The following is a 24,963-nucleotide window of genomic DNA, read 5'->3' on the forward strand; positions in this document are numbered from 1 at the left end:
GTTTGGACCGTTCCGGCCCCGCGTCCTAGAATCTCCGGTCCCCCCGCCTCCCCTCACGGAGCGCCGCCGCCCGGACGGAAACCGGCCGGTATTCCGCACCACCGCCAGCAGCAGGTTCCCCGGAGGCACCCCCTTGTCCGCGTCCACGCCCGTAGATGAACCCGTCGGCTTTTCCGACCCGGCGGGTGACGGCCCGCTCGCCCGCGAACGCTCCCACCTCGCCGCGTCCCGCTCCGCGCTGCGCGCCATGCGCGAGGACGTCGAGGCGCTCGACATCACCGACGTCACCGCGAACTGGGTCAACGCGGCCGCCCTGCACCATCAGATCGAGGAGCGCGTCAAAGCGCTGGCCGACCTCAGCGGCACCCCGCTGTTCTTCGGCCGCCTCGACTACCTGCACGCGCCCGGCGCCGAGGGGGCGGAAGGCGCGGAAGGGGAGCGCTTCTACATCGGGCGCCGGCATGTGCACGACGCGGACGGCGACCCGATGGTCATCGACTGGCGTGCGCCGGTGTCGCAGCCCTTCTACCGGGCGTCCAGGAAGGAGCCGCTGGACATCGCGCTGCGCCGTCGCTTCGGCTACACCGGCGGCGACCTCACCGCCTACGAGGACGAGCGTCTCTGCGACCCGTCCGAGGCGGCGACCACCAGCAGGCTGCTCCAGCGGGAGATCGAGCGTCCGCGCGTCGGCCCGATGCGGGACATCGTCGCGACGATCCAGCCGGAGCAGGACGAGATCGTACGCGCGGGCCTGTCCGGCAGCGTCTGCGTGCAGGGAGGGCCGGGGACCGGGAAGACGGCCGTCGGCCTGCACCGGGTCGCCTACCTCCTCTACGCCCACCGCGAGCGGCTGGCCCGCACCGGCACCCTGGTCGTCGGCCCGAACCGGTCCTTCCTGCACTACATCGAGCAGGTGCTCCCCGCCCTGGGCGAACTGACCGTCGCGCAGGCCACCGTGGACGACCTGGTGGCCCATGTCGAGGTGCGCGGGACGGACGGCGCGACGGCGGCGGTGATCAAGGGCGACGCCCGGATGGCCCAGGTGCTGCGCCGGGCCCTCTACTCCCACGTCACGATGCCCACCGAACCGGTCACGGTCGTCCGCGGCTCACGCCGCTGGCGGGTCCCCGCGTACGAACTGGAGGAGCTGGTCCAGCAGTTGCTCGACCGGGACATCCGCTACGGCGCCGCCCGCGACGCCCTCCCGCAGCGCGTCGCGCACGCCGTGCTGGTCCGGATGGAGCGGGCGGGCGAGGCGCCGGACGATCGCGTGCAGGACGCGGTGGCGCGCAACGCGGCGGTGAAGGCGGCGGTGAAGGCGGTCTGGCCCGCCGTCGATCCGGCGAAGCTGGTGCTGCGGCTGCTGGGCGACCCGGAGTTCCTGGCGGCCCACGCGGAGGGCCTGCTCGACGAGCGGGAGCAGCGGGAGATCCTCTGGGCGAAACCCGCCCGCTCGGTGAAGTCGGCCGCGTGGTCGGCGGCGGACACGGTGCTGATCGACGAGGCGACGGACCTCATCCGGCGCACGCACTCCCTCGGCCACGTGGTGCTCGACGAGGCGCAGGACCTCTCCCCCATGCAGTACCGCGCGGTGGGCCGCCGCTGCACGACCGGTTCGGCGACGGTCCTCGGCGACCTGGCCCAGGGCACCACGCCGTGGGCGACCCGCAGCTGGGAGGAGGCCCTGCTCCACCTGGGCAAGCAGGAGGCGGTCGTCGAGGAGCTGACGGCCGGTTTCCGCGTCCCGGCGGACGTGATCAGGTACGCCTCCCGGCTGCTCCCGCACATCGCGCCGGGCCTCGCCCCGGTCGCGTCGATCCGCGAGAACCCCGGCCACTTCGAGGTGCGCGGGTCCCGGGGAACGGACGACGTGCTGTCCGCGTGCCGCGAACTGCTCGGCAACGAGGGCTCGGTGGGCCTGATCGCGGCGGACTCCCGTGTCCCGGAACTGGCCGAGGCCCTGACGGCGGCGGGGATCACCTACGTCGCCCCCGGCGAGGAGACCACCCGCGCCACCCGCCTGACCCTGGTCCCCGCCTCCCTGGCGAAGGGCCTGGAGTACGACTACGTCCTCCTGCACGAACCCGGGGAGATCGTGGACGCCGAACCCGACGAACGCACCGGCCTGCGCCGCCTGTACGTCACGCTGACCCGAGCGGTCTCCGGCCTGACCATCACCCACACCACGGACCTCCCACCCCAACTCACCTGACCACAGACGCCCGCCACCCTCCGCGGGCAGTCGTGCCGCAGGGCGGCACGGGTGGGCGCGACGGCACCCCGCAAGCGCCGGGCCCGCGCGCACACCCCCCGCTCAGCCCCCCAGCACCCGCCGCCACTCGGCAACGGCCTCCGCCGCGACCGGCCCGCCCCACCCCCGGGGCCGGGCCGCCCCGCCGATGTGGAAAGCGTCGATCCCGGCACCCATCAGCGCCGGCAGATGCTCCAACCGCAGCCCACCCCCCACCAGCAGCTGCTGCTCGAATCCCGGCTCCCCCCGCCGCCCCGCCTCCGCCAGCAGCGTCGGCAGACCCGCGTCGACCCCCTCCGCCGCCCCGGCCGTCAGGTAGGTGTCCAGCCCGGGAAGGTCCGCGAGCTGCTTGCGCAACGCGGTCCGGTCCGCGGCCCGGTCGATGGCTCGGTGGAACGTCCACCGGCACCCCCCCAGAGCCCCGGCGACCCGCTCCACGGCCGCCAGGTCCACCCCGCCGTCCGCGCCGAGAAAACCGAGCACGAACTCCTCCGCCCCGGCCTCGCGCAGCTCACCCGCGGCAGCCACCAGCCGCTCCACGGAACCGGCCGCGAAACCGTCCGCCGGCCGCAGCATCACCCGCACCGGGATATCCACGGCCGCCCGGATGCCGGCGACGGTCGCCGCCGCCGGGGTGAGCCCGTCCGCCGCCATGTCCGTGACCAGCTCGAGGCGGTCCGCACCTCCGGCCTGGGCGGCCACCGCGTCCTCGGCGTCGAGGGCGATCACCTCCAGGACTGCACGCTTGCTCATGGGGCCCCATTCGTCGGACTCGGTCGGCTCGGTCTGCTGCGGGACAGGTACGGATACAGATCTGTCCACTACAGGTCTAGTCCAATCCAAGCCTAGCCCGGCCGCCCCCGCAGGGCTCCCCCGCCCTCCGCTCAGTCCCCGAAGATGTTCAGTTCCGCCGCCTCCACCCCGGCCAGCTCGTACGCGGCACCGTCCACCGGGCGCCCCGCGTACAGCCGTACGAGCGTCGGTCCGTCGCCGATGAAGCGGGCCGGGGGACGCTCCCCCGAGGTGCCACCCAGCCGCAGCGGCTCGTCGACGTCGTCCAGGTCGGCGTGCAGGGACACGTGCCCCGCCCGGCTCGTGGACTGCGCCAGCAGCACCAGCGCGTACGGGAGTCCCGCGCCCCCGTACGCGTCAGGTTCGCCGAGTGCGGCCCGTACGTCCCCGGCGTGCACCCACTCGCCCAGCGCGAGGCCGTCCAGCAGCCCGCCCGCCCCGGCGATCAGCGGACCGGCCCCGGTCATCCCGCGCTCCAGCTCGTCCAGGATCCGGGCGTTCGTCCAGCCGGCCCGCTCGGCGATATCCCGCTCATTGCTCTCGGGCGAGAACACGCCCTTCTCGAACCGGCTCTCCACCACCCGGGACAGCGCCGCCGAGCAGTGCGCCAGCACATCCCGCACGGTCCATCCCGGGCACGCCGCGACCGGCAGCGCGAAGTCCTCTTCGCTCCTCCCCCGCAGCAGCGGGATCAGCGCGTCCCGCTCGACCGTCAGCAGCCGCCCGGGCAGTTCGGGGTCTCGTACGTCCGTCACATCCGCAGGAGTCGTCATGCCGTCCACGCTAGAGCCTGGGCGGCGCCGGAACCGAGGCCTCCGTCAGGACCGCGCGGCGAGTTCCTCCAGGCCACCGGTCACCGCCCGCGGCGCACGGTGGGGACAATGGGCGCATGGCCGACACCGAAGCCCTGCGTGCCCGATTCGCCCGCGCCCTGGAAGGAGCCCGCGGGCCCGGGGGGACCGGTCCCGACCCGGCGCCGTACGCCGACGACCTGCTCGGGCGCTGGCAGGAGCCGCAGCGGCGCTACCACACGCTGACCCACCTCACGGCGGTCCTCGACCACGTCGACGAGCTGGCGGACCACGCGCGGGACCCGGACGCCGTCCGGCTGGCCGCCTGGTTCCACGACGCCGTGTACCTGCCGGACCGGTCCGAGAACGAGGAGCGTTCGGCCCGGCTCGCCGAGCGGGCCCTGCCCGAGGCCGGGGTGCCGGCCGGGAGGACCGCCGAGGTGGCGCGGCTGGTCCGGCTCACCGTCACGCACGATCCGGCGGGCGACGACCGCGACGGCCAGGTGCTGTGCGACGCCGACCTGGCGATCCTCGCCGCGCCGCCGTCGTCGTACGCCGCCTACACCGCCGCCGTCCGCGAGGAGTACTCCTTCGTGCCGAACGACGCCTTCCGGGCGGGCCGGGCGGACGTACTGCGGCAGCTCCTCGCCCTGCCCCGGCTGTTCCGTACGCCCCACGGGCAGGAGCGCTGGGAGGCCACCGCCCGCTACAACCTGCGGGGCGAGCTGGAAATGCTGTCGACCCCGGCGGCACCGCCCGCCTAGCCTGCCCCGCATGCGTGCTGTGGGAGCGGAACAGGTGGAGGAGGCCGTCGCGCACTGCGTGGCGGCGCTGGGGCCGGTCACCGACCGGGACTGGAGGAAGGCGGCGGCCGGGCGGCTGGAGTGGAGCTGCCGGGAGACGGCGGCGCACATCGCGAGCGATCTGGTCGCGTACGCGGGACAGCTCGCCGGCCGGGCGCAGGACGCGTACGTGCCCTTCGAGATCACCCTCGACGGCAGCGAGGACGGACTGGACCCGGCCGACAACGAGGGCACCCTCCAGGCGATCAGCACCACCGGCGCTCTGCTCGCGGCCGCGATCCGCACCACCCCGCGTGCGGTCCGCGCCTTCCACCCGTACCCCTTCCGGCACGCGAACCGCGAGGGTTTCGCCGCGATGGGCGTGGCCGAGGTGCTGCTGCACACGCACGACGTCGCCGAGGGGCTGGGCGCCGGCTACGAGCCGCCCGCCGAGCTGGCCTCCTTCGTCCTGACCCGGCTCTTCCCGCGGGTGCGGCCCGGCCCGACGCCGTGGGAGACCCTGCTGTGGGCGACCGGACGCGGTGACCTGCCGGGCCGGGAACCCGTCACCGGATGGCGGTGGAGCAACAACCCGGTGCTCCGGTCGGAGCGCCTGACCATGGAGGGCGTCACCCCGGCGACCGCCGCCGGCCTCTCCCTGGCGGGGGACGGCGGCTACGAGTGGGTCGGCGGGAGCGCCGCCGACGGCACGCGCGAGGGCGCGGGGATGATGGTGAAGCAGTACGGGGAGGGCGTGTTCCACCCCGAGTGGGGCATGTACGTGCTGGTCCGCCGGGAGGACGACCGCGCGGTGGGCGCGATGGGCTTCCACACCGTCCCCGACGCGGACGGCCGGGTCGAGATCGGCTACGACCTCGTCGTGGGCGCCCGCGGCCACGGTTACGCCACCGAGGCGCTGCGCGCCCTGTCGGCCTGGGCACTGGAGCAGGACGGCGTACGGACCGTGGCCGCCGTCGTCGGCCACGGGAACGTGCCCTCGCAGAAGGTCGTCGCGCGGGCCGGCTTCACCCGGGTCTGTGAGGACGTGAGACAGATCTCCTACGAACTGCGCGGCTGAGCCGCCCCCTTGCGCCGCCGCAGTCCCGCACCGTGCAGCAGCCGCACCACCTCGCGGCTGCTGACCTCGAGCGCCCCGGCGCGGACCGCGTCCGGGTACCGGTACTGGGGGATGTCGTAGTGGTCGCGCTCGAAGGCCCGGCGGGGCACGCCCAGGCGGTCGGCGAAGGTGTGCAGTTCGGCGTAGGAGACATCGCTGACGAGGTGGGACCAGAGCCGGCCGTGGCCCGGCCAGGTGGGCGGGTCGATGTACACGGTCACGAGGACGCCGCTCCGCCCAGGCCGCCGACCGCCGCGACCTTCACTCCCGCCTTGTGGCACACCCAGTGCGGGTCGGGGCCGAGTTCCGGCTCCACCTCCAGCGCGTGCGGGTCACCGGCGGGACACACCGGGCAGAGCGGCCAGCGGCCGTACCGCTCCAGCAGGGCGTCCTGGACGTCCTGGGCGACCAGTCCGGCGAGGAATCCGGCGCCGTCCGGCCACTGCTCGACCCACCAGCGCCGGTGCGTCACGGAGTCCTCGACCAGGGACACCACGTCCGCCTCGGCGACCTCGCGCGCGACCAGATCGGCGAGCACGAGGGCGCGCGCCGCGTGCAGCGCCTGTTCGAGGGGGCCGATCGGGTGGCGGCCGGGTTCGCCGGGTTCCCCGGGCACGCCGGGTCCGCCTGGGGGATGCTGGGGGTCCATGCCGTCCATGCCCCTATTGTGCGCACTCTTGACCGCGATGCCGGAACGAAAATATCTTTCATCATGTGACCGATGAAGTGAAGGAAATTTTCGGGGGCGGTCCGGGCCCCGCTCCCGCGCCGCCTCCGCCGCCCGCACCCGCCGCCCTCGCCGCCAAGGTGCGCACGCTGGCCCCGTCGATGACCCGCTCCATGCAGCGGGTCGCCGAGGCCGTCGCCGACGACCCGGCGGGCTGCGCGGCCCTCACGGTCACCGGGCTCGCCGGACTCACCGGCACCAGTGAGGCCACCGTCGTGCGCACCGCGCGGCTGCTCGGCTACCCCGGCTACCGCGATCTGCGCCTGGCCCTGGCCGGGCTCGCCGCCCAGCAGCAGTCCGGGCGGGCACCCGCCATCACCACGGACATCGCGGTGGACGACCCCATAGCCGACGTGGTGGCCAAGCTCGCCTACGACGAGCAGCAGACCCTCGCCGACACCGCGGCCGGCCTGGACACCACGCAGCTCACCGCCGCCGTGTCCGCCCTGGCCGGCGCCCGCCGCACGGATGTGTACGGCGTCGGCGCGTCGGGGCTCGTCGCCCAGGACCTCACCCAGAAACTGCTGCGCATAGGCCTGCTGGCGCACGCCCACAGCGATCCGCACCTCGCCGTCACCAACGCGGTGCAGCTGCGCCCGGGGGACGTGGCCATCGCCATCACCCACTCCGGGTCGACCGGGGACGTCATCGAGCCGCTCCGGGTGGCCTTCGAGCGCGGGGCGACGACGGTCGCGGTCACCGGCCGCCCGGACAGCCCCGTCACGCAGTACGCCGACCACATCCTGACCACCTCCACCGCCCGCGAGAGCGAGCTCCGCCCGGCCGCGATGTCCTCCCGGACGGGGCAGCTCCTGGTGGTGGACTGCCTGTTCGTGGGCGTCGCCCAGCGGACGTACGAAGCGGCGGCGCCCGCGCTGGCCGCTTCCTACGAAGCGTTGGCGCATCGGCACCGGTCGGTGCGCAGAGCGCCGTGACGGCGGGTGGTCGTTGTCGGCCGCGGGTGGTCCCGTGGTCGATCGCGCAGTTCCCCGCGCCCCTGAGGCAGGCCGCCCAACCCTGAGCCGGAAAGACACCGCCATGACTTCTACCTCTCACAACCGCGACCTCCGCTCCCAGCTGGAGACGCTGACCACCGAGGCACACCGGCCGGAGCTGGCCGGCGTCGACCGGTTGCCCACGCTCGAGATCGCCCGGCTGATGAACCGGGAGGACGCCTCGGTGGCCGGCGCCGTGGCCGAGCGGCTGCCGCAGATCGCCGGCGCGATCGACGCCGTCGCCGAGCGGATGGCCCGCGGCGGGCGGCTGATCTACGCGGGCGCGGGCACCGCCGGACGGCTGGGCGTACTGGACGCCTCCGAGTGCCCGCCGACGTTCAACACCGACCCGGCGCGGGTCGTCGGCCTGATCGCGGGCGGCCCGGGGGCCGTGGTCACCTCGGTGGAGGGTGCCGAGGACTCCCCCGAGCTGGCCGAGTCCGACCTGGCCGCGCTGGGGCTGACCGCCGACGACACGGTGGTCGGGATCTCCGCCTCCGGCCGCACCCCGTACCCGATCGGCGCCGTCGCGTACGCCCGCGCCCGCGGTGCCCTCACCGTCGGCCTTGCCTGCAACCGGGGCAGCGCGCTGGCGGCCGTGGCCGAGCACGGCATCGAGGTCGTCGTGGGCCCGGAGTTCCTCACCGGCTCCACCCGCCTCAAGGCCGGCACGGCCCAGAAGCTCGTCCTCAACATGCTGTCGACGATCACGATGATCCGGCTGGGCAAGACGTACGGGAACTGGATGGTCGACGTCCGGGCCTCGAACGAGAAGCTGCGTGCCCGCTCCCGCCGTATCGTCGCCCAGGTGACGGGAGCGGACGACGACGCCGTCGAGCGTGCGCTGGCCGCCACCGACGGCGAGGTCAAGAACGCGATCCTGGTCCTGCTGACCGGCGTGGACGGCCCCACCGCCGCCCGTCTCCTCTCGGAGTCCGCCGGTCATCTGCGCGCCGCACTGGCCGCGGCGGCGGACTGACGCCCGAGCCACGGGGAGGGATACTGGACCCTTCCCCCACCTGGAGCCCCACCATGAACCACGCGCAGCTCACCGCACTGGGCCGAGCCCTGCGTGTCCTCGGGGAGCACGGCGAGGCGCTCTCCGCCGACACCCCGGACGGCCGGCTGCACGAAGTGAAGGACGATCTGCGGCGGGCCCTGGACCTGCTGGAGGAGACCGTCACCACGGCCGTGCCCAGCACGCGCTGCGCCGAGCATCCCACGGGGCCCGTCGACAAGAGCGCCCCCGACCTGTGCCTGCTGTGCGAGACCCGGCGCCGCACCGCCCGCCGCTCCGAGTTCAACGGCCCCGCGCCGCACGCCCCGCCCGTCGAGCCCGCGCAGTCCCGGTACGGGGTGCGCGGCGACCGGCCGCAGCCCCAGCAGCGCTGGCTGCCGGAGCTGTGGAACGGACAGACGTGGCAGCTCTGCGGCACCCCGCGCCGGGACCGCCGCGAGGCCGAACTGTTCATCGCGGCCGAGCGACGCGGCCCCCGCCCCGCCATGGCCTACCGCCTCGTGCACGAGTTCACCGACTACGAGGTACTGCGTGTGTGGGGCACCCCGGTCCGAATCGACATCGAACCCATGGGCAACCTCTGACGCCCCCCGGGACGCGGAGAACTGCGCAAACGGGGGTCCGGGGGCAGCGCCCCCGGGGACGGGAAGGGAAGGGGCGGCGGGGGCGACCCCCCCCCCCCCCCCCCCCCCCGGGACGGGAAGGGAAGGGGCGGCGGGGGCGACACCCGACCCGCACCACCCCCACCCCCACCCAGCCGCACCCCGCACCCCGCACCCCGCACGACAGACGGCCACCGCCCCGGACCCACCCGGGACAGCGGCCGCACGCCTGCCGATGTACCCGGCTACGCCTTCACGGTCTCCGGCACCCGCCCGCCGGCGACGGCATCCTCCGCGCCGCCCGCCGCCGCCCGCGGAATGAACGCGGCGATGACGAACCCCAGCAGCGCCGCCCCGGCCCCGAGCGCCAGCACCGTCCGGAACGCGTCCTCGGACGGCAGCGCGAACCCGCCGAACTCCGTGGTCATCTGCGCCAGCACCACACCGGCGACAGCGCTCGCGACGGACGTACCGATGGACCGCATCAGGGTGTTGAGGGCGTTGGCGGCACCCGTCTCGGAGGCGGGCACCGCACCCATGATCAGCGTGGGCATCGCGCCGTAGCAGAAGCCGATACCGGCGCCGATGACGCAGGACGCCAGCACGAAGTGCCAGACCTCGGCCATCAGCAGGACGTTCAGGCCGTAGCCGGCGGCCACGATCAGCGCACCGGTCATCAGCGTCACCTTCGGCCCCTTGGCGCGCGAGACGAGCGCGGAGACCGGGGCCAGCGCCATCATCACCAGGCCGGACGGCGCCATGACCAGTCCGGCCGCCAGCAGCGACTGGCCGAGGCCGTAACCGGTGGCCTCCGGCAGCTGGAGCACCTGCGGGATGACCAGGGACATCGAGAACATCGCGAAGCCGATGGCGATCGAGGCGAGGTTGGTGATCAGCACCTGGGGACGGGCCGTGCTGCGCAGGTCCACCAGCGGCTGGTCACCGCGCAGTTCGAAGAAGCCCCAGGCCACCAGGATGACGACGGCCGCCGCGAACAGGCCGAGGGTGGTGCCGCTCGTCCAGCCCCAGTCGCCGCCCTTGGAGATCGCCAGCAGCAGGCAGACCAGACCGGCCGCCATACCGACCGCGCCGGCCAGGTCGAACCGGCCCCCGGTGCGCACCTTCGACTCCGGTACGAGGGCCAGCACCGCGATCAGTGCGACCACGCCCAGCACGGCGGAGGTCCAGAACAGCGCGTGCCAGTCGAAGTTGTCGGCGATGAGCGCGGAGACGGGCAGGCCGAGGGCGCCGCCGACGCCGAGCGAGGCGCTGATCATCGCGGTGGCCGAGCCCAGCTTCTCCGCGGGGAGTTCGTCGCGCAGGATGCTGATGCCCAGCGGGATCACCCCGGAGGAGAGACCCTGCAGGGCGCGGCCGACGATCATCGGGACCAGGCTGTCGCTGAATCCGGCGACCACGGAGCCCACGACCAGCATGAACATGCTGAACAGCAGCATGCGGCGCTTGCCGTACATGTCGCCGAGCCGGCCCATGACCGGGGTGGCGACGGCGGCGGCGAGCAGGGTGGCGGTGATGGCCCAGGCGGCGTCCGACGCGGAGGCGTTCAGGTACCGCGGCAGCTGCCCCACGATCGGGATCACCAGGGTCTGCATCAGTGAGACCACGATGCCGCTGAAGGCGAGCACGGCCACCACGGCCCCTGTCCTGGGCGGCGCGGCGGTGCCGGTCGTGGCGGATCGGGCGGGTGCGTCGGACATGAGGAGGTCTCCGTGATGACTCAGGTCTATTTGACTCAGGCAACTTTATGACGATTGATTGACTTAAGCAAGTTAAAGTCGCGCGACCTGCGCATGACGGGAGGATGACGACGCCCCGGCCCGGTCCGCCCTCGGGAGGGCGCCCAACGCCCGAGGGCGGCACCCCCGCTCGAAGCAGGGGTGCCGCCCTCGGTCACGCTACGGACGGATCCGATCCCGAAGGGATCAGAAGTCCATGTCACCGCCCGGCATGCCGCCGCCGGCCGGGGCCGCGTTCTTCTCCGGCTTGTCGGCGATGACGGCCTCGGTGGTGAGGAACAGCGCGGCGATGGAGGCGGCGTTCTGCAGCGCGGAACGGGTCACCTTCGCCGGGTCGATGATGCCTTCGGCGATCATGTCGACGTACTCGCCGGTCGCGGCGTTCAGACCGTGACCGACCTGAAGGTTGCGGACCTTCTCCACGACGACGCCGCCCTCGAGACCACCGTTGACGGCGATCTGCTTCAGCGGGGCCTCCAGGGCGAGCTTCACGGCGTTGGCGCCGGTCGCCTCGTCACCCTCGAGCTCCAGCTTCTCGAAGACCTGGGTGGCCTGCAGCAGGGCCACGCCACCACCGGCGACGATGCCCTCCTCGACGGCCGCCTTGGCGTTGCGCACGGCGTCCTCGATGCGGTGCTTGCGCTCCTTGAGCTCCACCTCGGTGGCGGCACCGGCCTTGATGACCGCGACACCGCCGGCGAGCTTCGCCAGGCGCTCCTGCAGCTTCTCGCGGTCGTAGTCCGAGTCGCTGTTCTCGATCTCGGCGCGGATCTGGTTGACCCGGCCCTGGACCTGGTCGGCGGAGCCGGCACCGTCGACGATGGTGGTCTCGTCCTTGGTGATGACGACCTTGCGCGCCTTGCCCAGCAGGTCGATCGTGGCGTTCTCCAGCTTGAGGCCGACCTCCTCGGAGATGACCTCGCCGCCCGTGAGGATGGCGATGTCGCCGAGCATGGCCTTGCGGCGGTCGCCGAAGCCCGGGGCCTTGACGGCGACGGACTTGAAGGTGCCGCGGATCTTGTTGACGACCAGGGTCGACAGGGCCTCGCCCTCGACGTCCTCGGCGATGATCAGCAGCGGCTTGCCGCCCTGCATGACCTTCTCCAGGAGCGGGAGCAGGTCCTTGACGTTGGAGATCTTGGAGTTGGCGATCAGGATGTACGGGTCGTCGAGGACGGCCTCCATACGCTCCATGTCGGTGGCGAAGTACGCCGAGATGTAGCCCTTGTCGAAGCGCATACCCTCGGTGAGCTCGAGCTCCAGACCGAAGGTCTGGGACTCCTCGACGGTGATGACGCCTTCCTTGCCGACCTTGTCCATGGCCTCGGCGATGAGCTCGCCGATCTGGGTGTCGGCGGCGGAGATGGAGGCCGTGGAGGCGATCTGCTCCTTGGTCTCGACATCCTTCGCCTGCTCGAGCAGGGCACCCGAGACGGCCTCGACGGCCTTCTCGATACCACGCTTGAGGGCCATCGGGTTGGCGCCGGCGGCTACGTTGCGCAGGCCCTCCTTGACCAGGGCCTGGGCGAGAACGGTCGCGGTGGTCGTACCGTCACCGGCGACGTCGTCCGTCTTCTTGGCGACTTCCTTGACCAGCTCGGCGCCGATCTTCTCGTACGGGTCCTCGAGCTCGATCTCCTTGGCGATGGACACACCATCGTTGGTGATCGTGGGAGCGCCCCACTTCTTCTCGAGGACGACGTTGCGGCCCTTGGGGCCGAGCGTCACCTTGACGGCGTCCGCGAGCTGGTTCATGCCGCGCTCGAGGCCGCGCCGCGCCTCCTCGTCGAACGCGATGATCTTGGCCATGTGAAGTGGTCCCTCCAGGACTGGGGGTGATTCCTTCGGACCGCGCCCGCGCCCGCGACGGACGGCTCGCCGGCCCTGTGGTTCCTTGCCCCACACGGCCTGCGGGCCTCACCGACCCGGTCCTTCGTTGTCACTCTCACCATCAGAGTGCTAACGCCAATGATTAGCACTCGACCCACCCGAGTGCAAGGTGCGCCCGCGAAGCGGGCTCGTCGGGGGGTGGTGGTCGGGTGACGGGTGGGCGCAAGCGCCCATGGGGCACGGACGGGCTCTCAGCCGCGCGCGAACACGTGTTCGCGGGCGTCGGCGGGCACGGCGAAGGGCCCGTACCCCGGGAGGTACGGGCCCTTCGTCAGCAGAAGACGCTGGTGGTTGGCAGCGCGTTCAGGCGCTGAGACGAACCATGTCGGCCTGTGGGCCCTTCTGACCCTGCGAGATCTCGAACTCGACCCGCTGGCCTTCTTCGAGGGTGCGGTAGCCGTCCATCTGAATCGCGCTGTAGTGGACGAAAACATCCGCACCACCGTCGACCGCGATGAAGCCGTACCCCTTCTCCGCGTTGAACCACTTGACGGTGCCCTGAGCCATGCCTAACTCCCCTATTACTGGCCCTTGCACAGATCCGCACTTCGCGAATCCGGGTCAGACCTCACCCCCCAACGGTTGGGGGCGTGCGCCGGAACGCGTCGACCGCGGCTGAATGTATCTGTCCAACTGCCGTCTGCAACAGGTCAATCGGACGAGAAATCTGGACGACGCCGGTCCGGAATGTGGCGAGAATTCGCACGATCTCAGGGCAAGTCGGGCCGGGCGAACGTCACAAATGCCGCGAAGTACGCCCGCACTTTGGCTACATCCAGTCGGGCGTACGGAAGGAATTCAAGATCCTCGATCAGAGGACCGGGAGCGCGTTCCCCAACTCTATCGCGCTCAACCCCATGGAATTGCCCCCTCCGCATCTCTCACGGAGGGGGCAAAGTCCTCGACACTCGGTAACCGTCATTACCGAAGGTAATGATCAGCCGCCGGCGACCGCCGGAATGATCGACACGCCGGCCCCGTCCGGGGTCGCCGTCTCCAGGCCCTGCTCGAACCGCACGTCGTCGTCATTGACGTAGACATTGACGAACCGGCGCAGCTTGCCCTGGTCGTCCAGCACCCGGGCGGCGATCCCGGTGTGGTTCTTCTCCAGGTCGGAGATGACCTCCCCGAGGGTCGCCCCCTCGGCGCTCACCTCGGCGCTGCCGCCGGTGTAGGTACGCAGGATGGTCGGGATCCGAACAGTAACGCTCACAACAAACCTCCGGTCAGATGACGCCCCAGGGGGCGCGGGGATGGTACGGCCGTGCGGCTCCGCCATGACGGCGCCGCGGACGGGAAGGGACCGACTCAGCCGAGCCCGGCCTCACGGAACGACTCCAGGCTGGGACGGATGGTCGCGGTCATCCCCGTGCCGGCCACCGCGTCCAGGGTCTTCAGACCGTCCCCCGTGTTCAGCACGACCGTGGTCAGGGACGGGTCGAGCGCCCCGCTCTCGAAGAGCTTCCTGGCGACCCCGACCGTCACACCGCCGGCGGTCTCCGCGAAGATCCCCTCCGTCCGCGCGAGCAGCCGGATCGCGTCGACGATCTGCCCGTCGTCCACGTCCTCGACCGCACCGCCCGTGCGCCGGGCGATGTCCAGCACGTACGGACCGTCCGCCGGGTTCCCGATCGCCAGCGACTTGGCGATCGTGTCGGGCTTCTGCGGCCGGACGACGTCGTGCCCCGCCTTGTAGGCGGTGGACACCGGCGAGCACCCCTCGGCCTGCGCGCCGAAGATCTTGTACGGCCTGTCCTCGACCAGGCCGAGCCGGATCAGCTCCTGCAGCCCCTTGTCGATCTTCGTGAGCTGCGAGCCGGAGGCGATCGGGACGACGAGCTGGTCCGGGAGCCGCCAGCCGAGCTGCTCGCAGATCTCGTAGGCGAGGGTCTTGGAACCCTCCGCGTAGTACGGCCGCAGGTTGACGTTGACGAAGCCCCAGCCCTCGCCGGCCGGGTCGCCGATCAGCTCGGAGCAGAAACGGTTCACGTCGTCGTAGTTGCCCTCGATGCCGACGAGCTCGCCGCCGTAGACGGCGGCCATGACGACCTTGCCCTGCTCCAGGTCGTGCGGGATGAACACGCAGGAGCGGAAACCCGCCCGGGCGGCGGCGGCACCGACCGCGCCGGCCAGGTTGCCGGTGGAGGAGCAGGAGAGGGTGGTGAAGCCGAAGGCACGGGCGGCCTCGATGGCCTGGGCGACGACGCGGTCCTTGAAGGAGTGCGTGGGGTTGCCGGAGTCGTCCTTGACGAACAGCTTGCCGGGGTCGGCCCCGAGCTCGCGGGCGAGGTTGTCGGCCTGGACGAGCTTGGTCCAGCCGGGGTTGATGTTCGGCTTGGTCGCCACGTCCGCCGGAACGGGCAGCAGGGGCGCGTAGCGCCAGATGTTCGCCGGTCCCGCTTCGATCCGCTTGAGGAGCTCTTCGGCGTCGTACGCCGAGAAGTCGTAGGCGATCTCCAGCGGGCCGAAACACTCCTCGCAGGCGAAGACCGGACCGAGAGGCACGCGGTGACCGCATTCGCGGCAGGAGAGCGCGGCGGCGGGGCCCAGGTCGACGGTGTCCGCGGCGGCGGAGCGGGTGGTACTTGCGACAGTCTGCACAGCCATGTGAGGCGAGGCCCTTTCTCCTCATCTTCCCCACGGCGCACTTCGCCGTGAGACGGATTTGGCACCTTCCCTAGCCGGGAGCCTCGCCACGTCCGCGTGACAGGAACCGACTGGAGGGTTGCCGGGGCTTCATCGGGCCGTATCCCTCTGCCCCTCTGGATGAGCGGTGTTCAGTTGTCGGCGCGGTGACCCCGATATGCGAGGGTCACCGGCGTTGCTCAAGACTGTAACCGAGGCCTGGAGGGTCGAGACAGCCCGTCCGAACCGCGAGATGGATCACAGGCCAGTGAGGAGCCGGGAACCGTGCTGGAAGAAGTCGAGCGCTGGCTGAGCGACCGCTCATGGTCCGTGGCCGACCGCCCGCTCCACCGGCTTCTGGCGGTGAAGCGGGCCACGGGGCAGACGGTGAGCGTGGTGCTGCCCGCGCTGAACGAGGAGGCGACGGTCGGCGGGATCGTGTCGGTCATCCGCCGTGATCTGGTGCTGCGGGCCCCGCTGGTCGACGAGGTGGTGGTGATCGACTCGGGATCCACCGACCGCACGTCCGAGGCCGCGGCGGCGGCGGGCGCGACGGTGGTGCACCGGGACGCGATCCTGCCCCGCATACCCGCGGTGCCCGGCAAGGGCGAGGTGCTGTGGCGGTCGCTGCTGGTCACCCGGGGCGACATCGTGTGCTTCGTCGACGCCGACCTCAGGGAGTTCTCCTCCGACTTCGTCACCGGCGTCGTCGGCCCGCTGCTCACCGAGCCGGACGTGCACCTGGTCAAGGCCATGTACGACCGCCCCCTCGGCTCGGCGGCCGGTCAGGGCGGCCGGGTCACGGAGCTGATGGCGCGCCCGCTGCTGAACATGCACTGGCCCAGGCTGGCCGGGTTCGTCCAGCCACTGGGCGGCGAGTACGCGGCCCGCCGGAACCTGCTCGAACGGCTCTGGTTCCCGGTCGGGTACGGCGTCGAGCTCGGCATGCTGGTCGACACCCTGCATCTGGTGGGTCTGGACGCCATGGCGCAGGTCGACGTCGGGGTGCGCAAACACCGGCACCAGGACGGCCAGGCCCTCGGCCGGATGGCCGCCACGATCTACCGCACCGCCCAGCTCCGGCTGGCCCGCGGCCACATGCTCCGGCCGCTCCTGACCCAGTTCGAGCGGGTGGGCGGCTCCTTCGAACCCCGGACGTACCCCGTCGACACGGAGGAACGGCCACCGATGACGAACATCGCGGAATACCAGTCCCGCAAGGTGGCCTGATCCAGGACGCGTGACCGGATCGCCACCGAGGTGACACGGGGGCACGTTTGAGGTTGCGGGGGCCGGGCTAGGTTGACGCGTATGGCTTCAAGCTTCGGTGCTGCTCAGGTGCTGGTCGCCTCCAATCGGGGGCCGGTCTCGTACGAGGTTCTGGACGACGGTTCGCTGCGGACCAAACGGGGCGGTGGCGGGCTGGTGTCCGGGCTGTCGGCGATCGGGCCGGAGGCGGACGCGCTGTGGGTCTGCTCGGCGCTGTCCGACGGCGACCGCGAGGCGGTACGGCGCGGGGCCGGCGAGGACGGCGTGCGGATGCTGGACATCCCGGCGGACGTCCACGCCGACGCGTACAACGGGATCGCCAACTCGGTGCTGTGGTTCGTGCACCACATGCTGTACCAGACCCCGCTGGAGCCGGTCTTCGACGCGGAGTTCCGCCGGCAGTGGGCGTCGTACGAGCGCTACAACCGCGCGTTCGCCGAGGCGCTGGCCGCGGAGGCGGCGCGGGGCGCGGCGGTGCTGGTGCAGGACTACCACCTGACCCTCGTCCCCGGGATGCTCCGCGAGCTCCGCCCCGACCTGCGCATCGCCCACTTCTCGCACACCCCCTGGGCGCCGCCGGAGTACTTCGCGATGCTGCCCGGCGACATCGCGCGGCAGGTGCTGCGCGGGATGCTCGGAGCCGACCGGCTGGGCTTCCTCACCCGGCGCTGGGCGGACGCCTTCACCGCGTGCGCCGAGCGGTTCGCGGACGGCCTCGGGGACACGCGGGTGGGGGTGCACGGTCTGGGCGCCGACGCCGACTTCCTGCGCGCCCGCGCCCACGAGGCGGACGTGGAGGAGCGGATCGCCGCGCTGCGGGAGGAGATCGGGGAGGGGCGCCGGACGATCGTCCGGGTGGACCGCACCGAGCTGTCGAAGAACATCGTGCGGGGCCTGCTGGCCTACCGGCAGCTCCTGGACGACCGCCCCGAATGGCGCGAACGCGTCGTGCACGTCGCCTTCGCCTACCCCTCCCGGCAGGATCTCGCCGTCTACCGCGACTACACCGCCGAGGTGCAGCGGCTCGCGGAGGAGATCAACGAGCGGTACGGCACTCCCGGCTGGCGGCCCGTCGTCCTCCACGTCAAGGACGACTTCGCGCGCTCCCTCGCCGCGTACCGGCTGGCCGACGTGGCGCTGGTCAACCCCATCCGCGACGGTATGAACCTGGTCGCCAAGGAGGTTCCGGTCGTCTCCGACGCGGGCTGCGCGCTGGTGCTGTCGCGGGAGGCGGGCGCCCACGAGGAGCTGGGCGAGGACGCGATCACGGTCAACCCGTACGACGTCGTCGAGACGGCCGGCGCCCTGCACGAGGCCCTGACCATGAGTGCGGGCGAGCGGACCGAGCGCACCAAGCGCCTGGCGGACTCGGCCACCGCACTCCCCCCGGCCCGCTGGTTCCTGGAGCAACTCGACGCACTGCGTGCCCTGCCCGGGGGCGAGCGTGGATAGGCCGGACCCGGGCGCCGCGCCGGCGCCCGCCACGCAAGCCGGACGGGACGGTCTCGAGGCGCTGCTCACCCGTCCGGAGAAGGCACTGATCGGGCTCGACTTCGACGGGACGCTCGCGCCGATCGTGGCGGACCCCGAGCGGGCCCGTGCCCACCCCGACGCGGTGCCCGCGCTCGCCGAGCTGGCCCCGAAGGTGGCCGCGGTCGCGGTCGTCACCGGCCGGCCGGCGGATGTCGCGGTCCGCAACGGCGGCTTCGCGGGTGTCCCCGGTCTGGAACACCTCGTCGTCCTCGGCCACTACGGCGCCGAGCGCTGGGACGCCGCGACGGGTACGGTCACCGCGCCCGCCCCGCACCCCGGGGTCGCCGCCGCCCGCGAGGAACTGCCGGGCCTCCTCGGCCGGGCCGGCACGGGGCAGGGCACATGGATCGAGGAGAAGGGCGGCCGTGCGGTGGCCGTCCACACCCGCAGGGCCGCCGATCCCGAGGCCGCGTTCGAGGCCCTGCGCGGACCCCTCACCGGCCTCGCCACCCGGCACGGCCTCGTCGTCGAGCCCGGCCGCATGGTGCTGGAACTGCGCCCGCCCGGCATGGACAAGGGCGTCGCCCTGACGGAGTACGCCCGAGAGATCGGCGCCGGTTCGGTCCTCTACGCCGGCGACGACCTCGGCGACCTCGCCGCCTACACGGCCGTCGACGAACTCCGCTCCACCGGCACCCCCGGCCTCCTCGTCTGCAGCGGCAGCCACGAGGTCACAGAACTGCGCGAACGCGCCGACGTGGTGACGGACGGCCCGTCCGGCATCGTACGGCTCCTGCGATCCCTGGCAGCAGCAATGCCGTAACCACACCCCCCACAACCCACCCGGCCCATGAAGACAAGACCCACCCCCACAGCCCGTCCGGCGTTTGAGGACGAGGCCCGCAGGGCCGAAGGGGGGTCTGGGGGCACAGCCCTCAGGGACGGGAAGGGAAGGGGCGGCGGGGGCGAACCCCCCTCCCGCCCGACCGAAGCGGGCGCCCACCACCCCGCACCACTCTCACCCCTCACCGCTCCGCGCGCCGCGCCTCCCGCACCCGCCGCAGACGGTTGACCGTCACCGGGTCATGGACCAGCGCCCGCGGATCGTCCAGCAGGGCGTTGAGAAGCTGGTAGTAGCGCACCGGAGCCAGCCCCAGCTCCTCACGGATCGCCCGCTCCTTCACACCGGGTGCGGCGAACCCCCGCCGCTCCAGCGCGAGGATGTCCCGCTCACGCCGGCCCAGCCCACCCCCGGCCCCAGGCTCGTCCTCAGCCTCGGTGTACTCGTCCCCCTGCTCCATGGGCCGCAGGCTACCCCGCGTTCTCCGCGCGCGTCGCCGCGGCCTGCAGCCCGCCCAGCACTCCCGCGGGGCTGCCACCGCGCGCCACCGCCTTGCCGATCTGCTTCTTGATCTCGGCGTTGACCGCCGCCCAGGACGTGTTGCCGACCGGGTAGAGCTCCGACGCCGGCAGCTGGTCGAGGAACGGCGCCAGGTCCCGGTCCTGCTCGGAGGCGGCCATCGCGCGGGACGCGGATCCGGTGACCGGCAGCAGGTTGTACTCACGGGAGAAGTCGAGCACGTTCTTCTCGCTGTAGACGAAGTCGAGGAAGTCGCCGACCTGGTCGCGGTGGCCGGGCTCCTTGAAGGCCATCATCCAGTCGGCCACCCCGAGGGTGGAGGAGCTCTCGCCGTCGACGCCCGGCGTCGGCACCATGCCGTACTTCACGCCCTTCTTCCCGGCCGTCTCCATCAGCGAGGGATGGCCGTTGAGCATGCCGACGTCCCCGGCCGCGAACGCCTCGAACGCCTTGGCCCGGTCGAGCCTGCCGGGCGCGACGGGCCCGGTGAGACCCTTGCCGACCAGTTCGTCGCGGAGCCAGCTGAAGGTCTCGACGTTCTCCGTGGAGTCGATGGCGTAGGTGTTGCCGAGTTCGGTGTAGCCGCCGTCGCCGCTGAGCAGCCACTGCATGGTCTCGGCCTGCGCCTCCTCCGGCCCGAGCGGCAGCGCGTACGGGTAGGTCACGCCCCGCGCCTCGAGCGCCTCGGCGGTCTCGGCGAGTTCGTCCCAGGTCGTCGGCGGGGTGAGGCCGGCCTCGCCGAACAGCTCCTTGTTGTAGAACAGCACGCGCGTGGACGCGGCGAACGGCATCCCGTACTGCACGCTGTTGACCTCGCCCGCGACGGACAGCTGCGAGAGGAAGTCGGCCTGGACGGGGATGGAGAGCAGGTCACCGGCCCGGTAGAGCTTTCCCTCGGCCGCGTAGTCGGCGTACGCGCCGATCTGCGCGATGTCCGGCGGGTCGCCGGCGTCGACCATCTCCTTGACCTCACGGTCGACGTCGTTCCAGGAGTACACGCTGACGTCGATCTTCACACCGGGGTGGTCGGACTCGTACTCCCCGGCCAGTTCGGACCAGTACTTCTCGGAGCTGTCAGCCGCACCCGTGCCGTAGTCGGCGGCGACGAGGCGCAGGGTGACGTCGGACGATCCGCCGTCGGCGCCGCATCCGCCGAGGGCTCCCGTCAGTCCCAGTGCGGACACCACCGCGATCGCCCTTGTCCTGACCCGCCGCTGCACGTGCCTTGCCCCTGTCCGGCGCCTCGCGCCATCCCGAAAGTATTCGATAGTCGGATTAAGGTCTACACCACGTGAGTGGACTAGACCTCTTGCGGGTCCGGGGGTCACACTGTTCCACGTGAAACACGTCATCGCCCTCGATGTGGGCGGCACTGGGATGAAGGCCGCCCTGGTCGGGGCGGACGGCGGGCTGCTGCATCAGGCCCGCCGGCCCACCGGCCGCGAACGCGGCCCGGACGCGGTGGTCGCGGACATCCTCGACTTCGCGGCGGAACTGCACGCCCACGGCATCAGCCGGTACGGCACACCCGCGGCCGCGGCCGGCGTCGCCGTCCCCGGCATCATCGACGAGGCGGAGGGCGTCGCCGTCTACGCCGCCAACCTCGGCTGGCGCGACATCCCGCTGCGCGCCCTGCTCACCGAGCGACTCGGCGGCATCCCCGTTGCCCTGGGCCACGACGTACGCACCGGTGGTCTCGCGGAGGGCCGTATCGGAGCCGGACACGGCGCCGACCGCTTCCTGTTCGTGGCGCTGGGCACCGGTATCGCGGGTGCCATCGGCATCGACGGCCGGGTGGAGGCCGGAGCGCACGGCTTCGCCGGCGAGATCGGCCACATCGTCGTACGGCCCGGAGGCGCCCCCTGTCCGTGCGGGCAGCGCGGTTGTCTGGAGCGGTCCGCGTCCGCGTCCGCGGTGAGCGAGGCGTGGGCCGCGGCCTGCGGCGACCCGGGCGCGGACGCGGCGGACTGCGCGAAGGCCGTCGAGTCCGGTGACGTACGGGCCCGTCAGGTGTGGCAGGAGGCGGTGGACGCGCTCGCCGACGGGGTGGTCACCGCCCTGACCCTGCTGGACCCCCGGGTGCTGATCATCGGTGGCGGGCTCGCCGAGGCGGGGGAAACCTTGTTCACACCACTCCGTGAGGCCGTCCGGCGGCGGATCACCTTCCAGAAGGAACCGTCCCTGGTCCCCGCGGCTCTCGGGGACACCGCCGGATGCCTGGGCGCGGGACTGCTCGCCCGGGACCTGATCGACGACGACAGCACCCACCTCTCGTACTCCTCACACCCCTCGGAGGTAACCACCTGATGGCCCCCACCAAGGTTCTCGCCGGTGCCCGGGTGGTCCTGCCCGCCGGGACCGTGGACGACGGCCGCGTGATCGTCGAGGGCACGCGGATCGCGGGTGGGGGTCCCCCCGGGCCGGGGACCGCCGGAGGTCCGGCGGAGGCGCCCGCCGACGCCGAGTCGGTCGACCTCTCCGGGCACTGGCTGGTGCCCGGCTTCGTCGATATCCACAACCACGGCGGCGGCGGTGCGTCGTTCGCCGGCGGCACCGCCGAGGACGTCCTCAAGGGCGTGCACACCCACCGCGCGCACGGCACCACCACGGTGGTCGCCTCCGCCGTCACCGGCGAACTGGACTTTCTCGCCCGGCACGCCGGGATGCTGGCGGAGCTGGCCCAGCAGGGCGACATCGCCGGCATCCACTTCGAGGGGCCGTTCATCTCGCCCTGCCGCAAAGGCGCGCACAACGAGCGGCTGCTGCGCGACCCCGACCCGGCCGAGGTGCGCAAGCTGGTCGACGCGGCGCACGGGCAGGCGAGGATGATGACGCTGGCCACCGAGCTGCCGGGCGGCCTGGACTCCGTACGGCTGCTCGCCGAGCACGGGGTGATCGCGGCCGTCGGGCACACGGACGCCACGTACGAGCAGACGCTGCGGGCCATCGACGCCGGCGCGACCGTCGCCACCCACCTCTTCAACGCCATGCCGCCGCTCGGCCACCGCGCCCCGGGCCCGGTCACCGCGCTCCTCGAGGACGAACGGGTCACCGTCGAGCTGATCAACGACGGCACGCATCTGCATCCGGCCGCGCTCCGGCTCGCCTTCCACCATGCCGGGCGCGACCGGGTCGCCTTCATCACCGACGCGATGGACGCGGCCGGGTTCGGCGACGGCCGCTACATGCTGGGCCCGATGGAGGTCGAGGTCGCGGACGGGGTGGCCCGGCTGGTGGAGGGCGGCTCGATCGCCGGTTCCACGCTCACCCTGGACCGCGCCTTCAAGCGGGCGGTGACGGTGGACGGGCTGCCCGTCGGGGACGTCGTCGCGGCGCTCTCCGCCAACCCCGCGCGGCTGCTCGGCCTGGACGACCGGATCGGCTCCCTGGAACCCGGAAAGGACGCCGACCTGGTGGTTCTGGACAGCGGGTTCGATCTGGTGGGTGTGATGCGCCGGGGGGAATGGGTGGTCGATCCCCGACTGGCCTGATCCGTCCCCCGGCCGACGGACGGTGGCCTGTCCGAGGGGTGGGCCGACCGCCGTCCGTTTGGCATGATCGTGCCGCCAGGACAGATGAAGGCGCGGGCACAAGGGGGGAGGCCGGTCCGGTGATCCTGACGGTCACGCTGAACACCGCTCTCGACATCACCTACCGCATACCGTCCTTGCGGGCGGGCTCCTCCCACCGGGTCTCCGAGGTGACGGAACGCCCCGGCGGCAAGGGGGTCAACGTGGCCCGGGTGCTCGCCGCCCTCGGCCACGAGGTGACGGTCACCGGCTTCTCGGGCGGTACGACGGGACGCATCCTGCGCGACCGCCTCACCGAGGTCCCGCACCTGACGGACGCGCTGGTCCCGGTCGCCGGCACCACCCGGCGCACCGTCGCCGTCGTCGACGAACGCTCCGGCGACACCACCCAGCTCAACGAGCCCGGCCCCGCCGTCGGCCACGCCGAGTGGTCCGCGTTCCAGGAGGTCTACCAGGACCTGCTGACCTCCGCCTCGGCGGTGGCCCTGTGCGGCAGTCTGCCCCCGGGAGTTCCGGTCGGCGCGTACGCGGCGCTGATCCGTACCGCCCGCGCGGCCGGGGTGCCGGCGCTCCTCGACACCAGCGGCGCGGCCCTGCGCCGGGGTGTCGCCGGCCGGCCCGACATCGTCAAGCCCAACGCCGGCGAACTGGCCGAACTCACCGGCTCCCACGAGCCGCTCCGCGCCACCCAGGACGCCCGCCGCCGAGGCGCCGGCACGGTGGTCGCCTCCCTGGGGCCCGAGGGTCTCCTCGCCGTCACCCCCGACGCCCGCTGGCGCGCCGTTCCGCCCGCCGGCCTCCACGGCAACCCGACCGGCGCCGGCGACTCGGCGGTCGCCGGCATCCTCTCCGCCCTGGTGGAACGACGTCCCTGGCCCGACCGCCTCTCCCGCGCGGTGGCCCTCTCCGCGGCGACGGTCCTCGCCCCGACGGCCGGCGAGTTCGACCGGACGGCCTACGAGGAGCTGCTGACCGGCGTCACGGTGACCCGGGACGCGGACGCGGCCTAGCTAGGCCCCCGATTCCCCCGTGAGCCAGAACTGGTCGAGGACGGCGTTGCACTTGTTGCCCTCGTTGCAGACGAGCTCGATGGTGTTCGTGCCGTCGGTCAGGTTCACGGTGGCCCAGGTGTTCTTCCAGCCCTTTTCCCAGTCGCCCTTGGGCGTGCCGCCGAAGTTCTCCATGTTCAGCGGACGGGTCGCGGCCTTGCCGTTGACCACCACGGTCGCGTCGGCGTCCTCGCCCGGGGTCCCGTAGCCCACGTAGAAGCGGTAGGTGCCTTCCTTGATGCCGTTGACGGTCCAGGTGGCCTTCGCGCCCACCTTGTTGAAACCCGTCACGTAGACGCCGCCGTCGGCCTTCGCGCCCTCGAACTCGGAGGCCGTGACCGCTCCCCCGTCCAGGCGGAGCGCCTTCGCGTCGATGGTCGGGAGCTCGGCGTTCTCCTCGTCCGCGCCGTCGCCGCTCGGCGACGGCGTGGGCTCGCCCTGGTCCTGGGTCTGGGACGGGCTCGCGCCCGCCTGGTCGCCGCCCTTCTCGTCGTCGTCGCCGCCGATCATCGCGATGCCGATGCCGATGACGACCGCGGCGACGACCGCGATCGCGCCGATGAGGAGGCCCTTGGTGTTGGGACCGCGGCCCCGGCCACCGCCGCCGTGCGACGACTGGTGCGACGAGGTCGTGGTGGCGCCGCCGGGCAGGGTCTCCGGGGCGGCGTAGTTGGCGCTCGGCTGGCCGTAGGCGCCCTGCTGCGGCGGTGCCTGGGGAGCGGGGCCCTGCTGGCCGTACTGCCGGGTTCCGACCGGCCGCACCCGGTTGACCGAGTTCGGGTAGCCGTAGCCGCCACCGGACGGCGGCTGGGCCCCGTTGGCCTGCCCGTCGGCGTAGAGGTAGCCGAACGGGTCGTCGTCCTCGGGCGTGCTCGCGCCGTTGTTGCCGGGCGTCATCCCTTGGTGCTCCTAGCTGCGGATCGGGTGTGGTACGT

The 24,963-nt window shown here is 72.5% G+C and carries 24 protein-coding genes and 1 riboswitch; of the genes, 12 read left to right on the plus strand and 12 right to left on the minus strand.

The features are described 5' to 3' along the window. Positions 1-133 precede the first annotated feature (133 nt). Positions 134-2,212, plus strand: coding sequence for an AAA family ATPase (locus HTV45_RS26625; protein ID WP_215208432.1), 2,079 nt, complete (start codon positions 134-136; stop codon positions 2,210-2,212). A 102-nt stretch (positions 2,213-2,314) separates the two neighbouring features. On the opposite strand, the gene HTV45_RS26630 is transcribed toward HTV45_RS26625, so the two are convergent. Together HTV45_RS26630 and HTV45_RS26635 are read right to left on the minus strand one after the other, a co-directional pair. Continuing rightward, positions 2,315-3,004 carry a copper homeostasis protein CutC gene (locus HTV45_RS26630; RefSeq protein WP_215208433.1) on the minus strand — a complete coding sequence of 230 codons (690 nt, stop codon included), beginning with the start codon at positions 3,002-3,004 and terminating at the stop codon, positions 2,315-2,317. 131 nt (positions 3,005-3,135) lie between these two features. Then, a complete protein-coding gene (locus tag HTV45_RS26635; protein ID WP_215208434.1) occupies positions 3,136-3,816 on the minus strand; it encodes a maleylpyruvate isomerase family mycothiol-dependent enzyme in 681 nt (226 codons plus the stop codon). Between the two features lie 116 nt (positions 3,817-3,932). On the opposite strand from HTV45_RS26635, the gene HTV45_RS26640 reads away from it, so the two are divergent. Further along, complete coding sequence (locus HTV45_RS26640) at positions 3,933-4,598, plus strand: hypothetical protein (protein ID WP_215208435.1); 666 nt, start codon at positions 3,933-3,935, stop codon at positions 4,596-4,598. A gap of 10 nt (positions 4,599-4,608) precedes the next feature. Further along, positions 4,609-5,694 carry a GNAT family N-acetyltransferase gene (locus HTV45_RS26645; protein ID WP_251692796.1) on the plus strand — a complete coding sequence of 362 codons (1,086 nt, stop codon included), beginning with the start codon at positions 4,609-4,611 and terminating at the stop codon, positions 5,692-5,694. Here HTV45_RS26645 and HTV45_RS26650 read toward each other — a convergent pair. Together HTV45_RS26650 and HTV45_RS26655 are read right to left on the minus strand one after the other, a co-directional pair. After that, the gene (locus HTV45_RS26650) at positions 5,676-5,954 is read right to left on the minus strand and encodes a DUF4031 domain-containing protein (RefSeq protein ID WP_215208436.1); all 279 of its coding nucleotides are present in this window, start codon (positions 5,952-5,954) and stop codon (positions 5,676-5,678) included. The two genes, HTV45_RS26645 and HTV45_RS26650, sit on opposite strands and share 19 nt — an antisense overlap. Beyond that, complete coding sequence (locus HTV45_RS26655; RefSeq protein ID WP_251692808.1) at positions 5,951-6,382, minus strand: hypothetical protein; 432 nt, start codon at positions 6,380-6,382, stop codon at positions 5,951-5,953. Before HTV45_RS26655 ends, HTV45_RS26650 begins: the two co-directional genes overlap by 4 nt. A gap of 65 nt (positions 6,383-6,447) precedes the next feature. Between HTV45_RS26655 and HTV45_RS26660 the strand changes: the two genes are divergently transcribed. From HTV45_RS26660 to HTV45_RS26670, 3 genes are all read left to right on the plus strand, one after another. After that, positions 6,448-7,395: a MurR/RpiR family transcriptional regulator gene (locus tag HTV45_RS26660; RefSeq protein WP_215208437.1), complete on the plus strand. Its 948-nt coding sequence runs from the start codon at positions 6,448-6,450 to the stop codon at positions 7,393-7,395. Between the two features lie 103 nt (positions 7,396-7,498). Beyond that, the gene (gene murQ / locus HTV45_RS26665) at positions 7,499-8,434 is read left to right on the plus strand and encodes an N-acetylmuramic acid 6-phosphate etherase (protein WP_215208438.1); all 936 of its coding nucleotides are present in this window, start codon (positions 7,499-7,501) and stop codon (positions 8,432-8,434) included. A 53-nt stretch (positions 8,435-8,487) separates the two neighbouring features. Beyond that, complete coding sequence (locus tag HTV45_RS26670; RefSeq protein WP_215208439.1) at positions 8,488-9,057, plus strand: hypothetical protein; 570 nt, start codon at positions 8,488-8,490, stop codon at positions 9,055-9,057. Between the two features lie 263 nt (positions 9,058-9,320). Here the strand turns inward: HTV45_RS26670 and HTV45_RS26675 are convergent, their stop codons facing one another. The 5 genes from HTV45_RS26675 to thrC all read right to left on the minus strand — a co-directional run bounded on the left by HTV45_RS26675 (position 9,321) and on the right by thrC (position 15,329). Then, on the minus strand, positions 9,321-10,793 hold the full coding sequence (locus HTV45_RS26675) for an MFS transporter (RefSeq protein ID WP_215208440.1): 1,473 nt from the start codon (positions 10,791-10,793) through the stop codon (positions 9,321-9,323). A 225-nt stretch (positions 10,794-11,018) separates the two neighbouring features. Then, positions 11,019-12,641 (minus strand): chaperonin GroEL, encoded by a 1,623-nt coding sequence (groL, locus tag HTV45_RS26680; RefSeq protein ID WP_215208441.1) that lies wholly within the window; start codon positions 12,639-12,641, stop codon positions 11,019-11,021. Positions 12,642-13,025: 384 nt separating this feature from the next. Beyond that, positions 13,026-13,229, minus strand: a complete 204-nt coding sequence (locus tag HTV45_RS26685) for a cold-shock protein (protein WP_004929928.1) — start codon at positions 13,227-13,229, stop codon at positions 13,026-13,028. A 430-nt stretch (positions 13,230-13,659) separates the two neighbouring features. Next, complete coding sequence (locus HTV45_RS26690) at positions 13,660-13,935, minus strand: MoaD/ThiS family protein (RefSeq protein WP_215208442.1); 276 nt, start codon at positions 13,933-13,935, stop codon at positions 13,660-13,662. 95 nt (positions 13,936-14,030) lie between these two features. Continuing rightward, a complete protein-coding gene (gene thrC, locus HTV45_RS26695; protein WP_215208443.1) occupies positions 14,031-15,329 on the minus strand; it encodes a threonine synthase in 1,299 nt (432 codons plus the stop codon). 18 nt (positions 15,330-15,347) lie between these two features. Then, a riboswitch (SAM riboswitch) is annotated at positions 15,348-15,495 on the minus strand. A 137-nt stretch (positions 15,496-15,632) separates the two neighbouring features. Here thrC and HTV45_RS26700 point away from each other — a divergent pair. The 3 genes from HTV45_RS26700 (at position 15,633) to otsB (ending at position 18,912) form a co-directional block, all read left to right on the plus strand. Then, the gene (locus HTV45_RS26700) at positions 15,633-16,577 is read left to right on the plus strand and encodes a glucosyl-3-phosphoglycerate synthase (protein ID WP_215208444.1); all 945 of its coding nucleotides are present in this window, start codon (positions 15,633-15,635) and stop codon (positions 16,575-16,577) included. An 81-nt stretch (positions 16,578-16,658) separates the two neighbouring features. Then, a complete protein-coding gene (locus tag HTV45_RS26705) occupies positions 16,659-18,068 on the plus strand; it encodes a trehalose-6-phosphate synthase (protein WP_215208445.1) in 1,410 nt (469 codons plus the stop codon). Further along, positions 18,061-18,912 (plus strand): trehalose-phosphatase, encoded by an 852-nt coding sequence (gene otsB / locus HTV45_RS26710; RefSeq protein WP_215208446.1) that lies wholly within the window; start codon positions 18,061-18,063, stop codon positions 18,910-18,912. Before HTV45_RS26705 ends, otsB begins: the two co-directional genes overlap by 8 nt. Before the next feature lie 202 nt (positions 18,913-19,114). On the opposite strand, the gene HTV45_RS26715 is transcribed toward otsB, so the two are convergent. Both HTV45_RS26715 and HTV45_RS26720 read right to left on the minus strand, forming a co-directional pair. Beyond that, positions 19,115-19,390 carry a DUF3263 domain-containing protein gene (locus HTV45_RS26715; RefSeq protein ID WP_251692797.1) on the minus strand — a complete coding sequence of 92 codons (276 nt, stop codon included), beginning with the start codon at positions 19,388-19,390 and terminating at the stop codon, positions 19,115-19,117. A gap of 10 nt (positions 19,391-19,400) precedes the next feature. After that, positions 19,401-20,669: an extracellular solute-binding protein gene (locus HTV45_RS26720; protein ID WP_215208447.1), complete on the minus strand. Its 1,269-nt coding sequence runs from the start codon at positions 20,667-20,669 to the stop codon at positions 19,401-19,403. 118 nt (positions 20,670-20,787) lie between these two features. Between HTV45_RS26720 and HTV45_RS26725 the strand changes: the two genes are divergently transcribed. The 3 genes from HTV45_RS26725 to HTV45_RS26735 all read left to right on the plus strand — a co-directional run bounded on the left by HTV45_RS26725 (position 20,788) and on the right by HTV45_RS26735 (position 23,989). Continuing rightward, positions 20,788-21,756 carry an ROK family protein gene (locus HTV45_RS26725; protein ID WP_215208448.1) on the plus strand — a complete coding sequence of 323 codons (969 nt, stop codon included), beginning with the start codon at positions 20,788-20,790 and terminating at the stop codon, positions 21,754-21,756. Beyond that, a complete protein-coding gene (gene nagA / locus HTV45_RS26730; RefSeq protein WP_215208449.1) occupies positions 21,756-22,940 on the plus strand; it encodes an N-acetylglucosamine-6-phosphate deacetylase in 1,185 nt (394 codons plus the stop codon). The genes HTV45_RS26725 and nagA overlap by 1 nt, the downstream gene beginning before the upstream one ends. Before the next feature lie 119 nt (positions 22,941-23,059). Continuing rightward, positions 23,060-23,989, plus strand: a complete 930-nt coding sequence (locus HTV45_RS26735) for a 1-phosphofructokinase family hexose kinase (protein WP_215208450.1) — start codon at positions 23,060-23,062, stop codon at positions 23,987-23,989. On the opposite strand, the gene HTV45_RS26740 is transcribed toward HTV45_RS26735, so the two are convergent. Beyond that, a complete protein-coding gene (locus HTV45_RS26740; RefSeq protein WP_215208451.1) occupies positions 23,990-24,925 on the minus strand; it encodes a carbohydrate-binding protein in 936 nt (311 codons plus the stop codon). Between the last annotated feature and the right edge of the window lie 38 nt (positions 24,926-24,963).

Source organism: Streptomyces sp. CHD11, assembly GCF_018638295.1.
Classification (GTDB): Bacteria; Actinomycetota; Actinomycetes; order Streptomycetales; family Streptomycetaceae; genus Streptomyces.

Coding starts and splice junctions, on each gene's coding strand:
- HTV45_RS26685 (WP_004929928.1), bottom strand. CDS start 13,229: ATGGCTCAGGGCACCGTCAAGTGGTTCAACGCGGAGAAGGGGTACGGC.
- HTV45_RS26655 (WP_251692808.1), bottom strand. CDS start 6,382: ATGGACCCCCAGCATCCCCCAGGCGGACCCGGCGTGCCCGGGGAACCC.
- HTV45_RS26740 (WP_215208451.1), bottom strand. CDS start 24,925: ATGACGCCCGGCAACAACGGCGCGAGCACGCCCGAGGACGACGACCCG.
- HTV45_RS26705 (WP_215208445.1), top strand. CDS start 16,659: ATGGCTTCAAGCTTCGGTGCTGCTCAGGTGCTGGTCGCCTCCAATCGG.
- HTV45_RS26630 (WP_215208433.1), bottom strand. CDS start 3,004: ATGAGCAAGCGTGCAGTCCTGGAGGTGATCGCCCTCGACGCCGAGGAC.
- HTV45_RS26675 (WP_215208440.1), bottom strand. CDS start 10,793: ATGTCCGACGCACCCGCCCGATCCGCCACGACCGGCACCGCCGCGCCG.
- groL (WP_215208441.1), bottom strand. CDS start 12,641: ATGGCCAAGATCATCGCGTTCGACGAGGAGGCGCGGCGCGGCCTCGAG.
- HTV45_RS26635 (WP_215208434.1), bottom strand. CDS start 3,816: ATGACGACTCCTGCGGATGTGACGGACGTACGAGACCCCGAACTGCCC.
- HTV45_RS26640 (WP_215208435.1), top strand. CDS start 3,933: ATGGCCGACACCGAAGCCCTGCGTGCCCGATTCGCCCGCGCCCTGGAA.
- murQ (WP_215208438.1), top strand. CDS start 7,499: ATGACTTCTACCTCTCACAACCGCGACCTCCGCTCCCAGCTGGAGACG.
- HTV45_RS26715 (WP_251692797.1), bottom strand. CDS start 19,390: ATGGAGCAGGGGGACGAGTACACCGAGGCTGAGGACGAGCCTGGGGCC.
- nagA (WP_215208449.1), top strand. CDS start 21,756: ATGGCCCCCACCAAGGTTCTCGCCGGTGCCCGGGTGGTCCTGCCCGCC.
- HTV45_RS26670 (WP_215208439.1), top strand. CDS start 8,488: ATGAACCACGCGCAGCTCACCGCACTGGGCCGAGCCCTGCGTGTCCTC.
- thrC (WP_215208443.1), bottom strand. CDS start 15,329: ATGGCTGTGCAGACTGTCGCAAGTACCACCCGCTCCGCCGCCGCGGAC.
- HTV45_RS26645 (WP_251692796.1), top strand. CDS start 4,609: ATGCGTGCTGTGGGAGCGGAACAGGTGGAGGAGGCCGTCGCGCACTGC.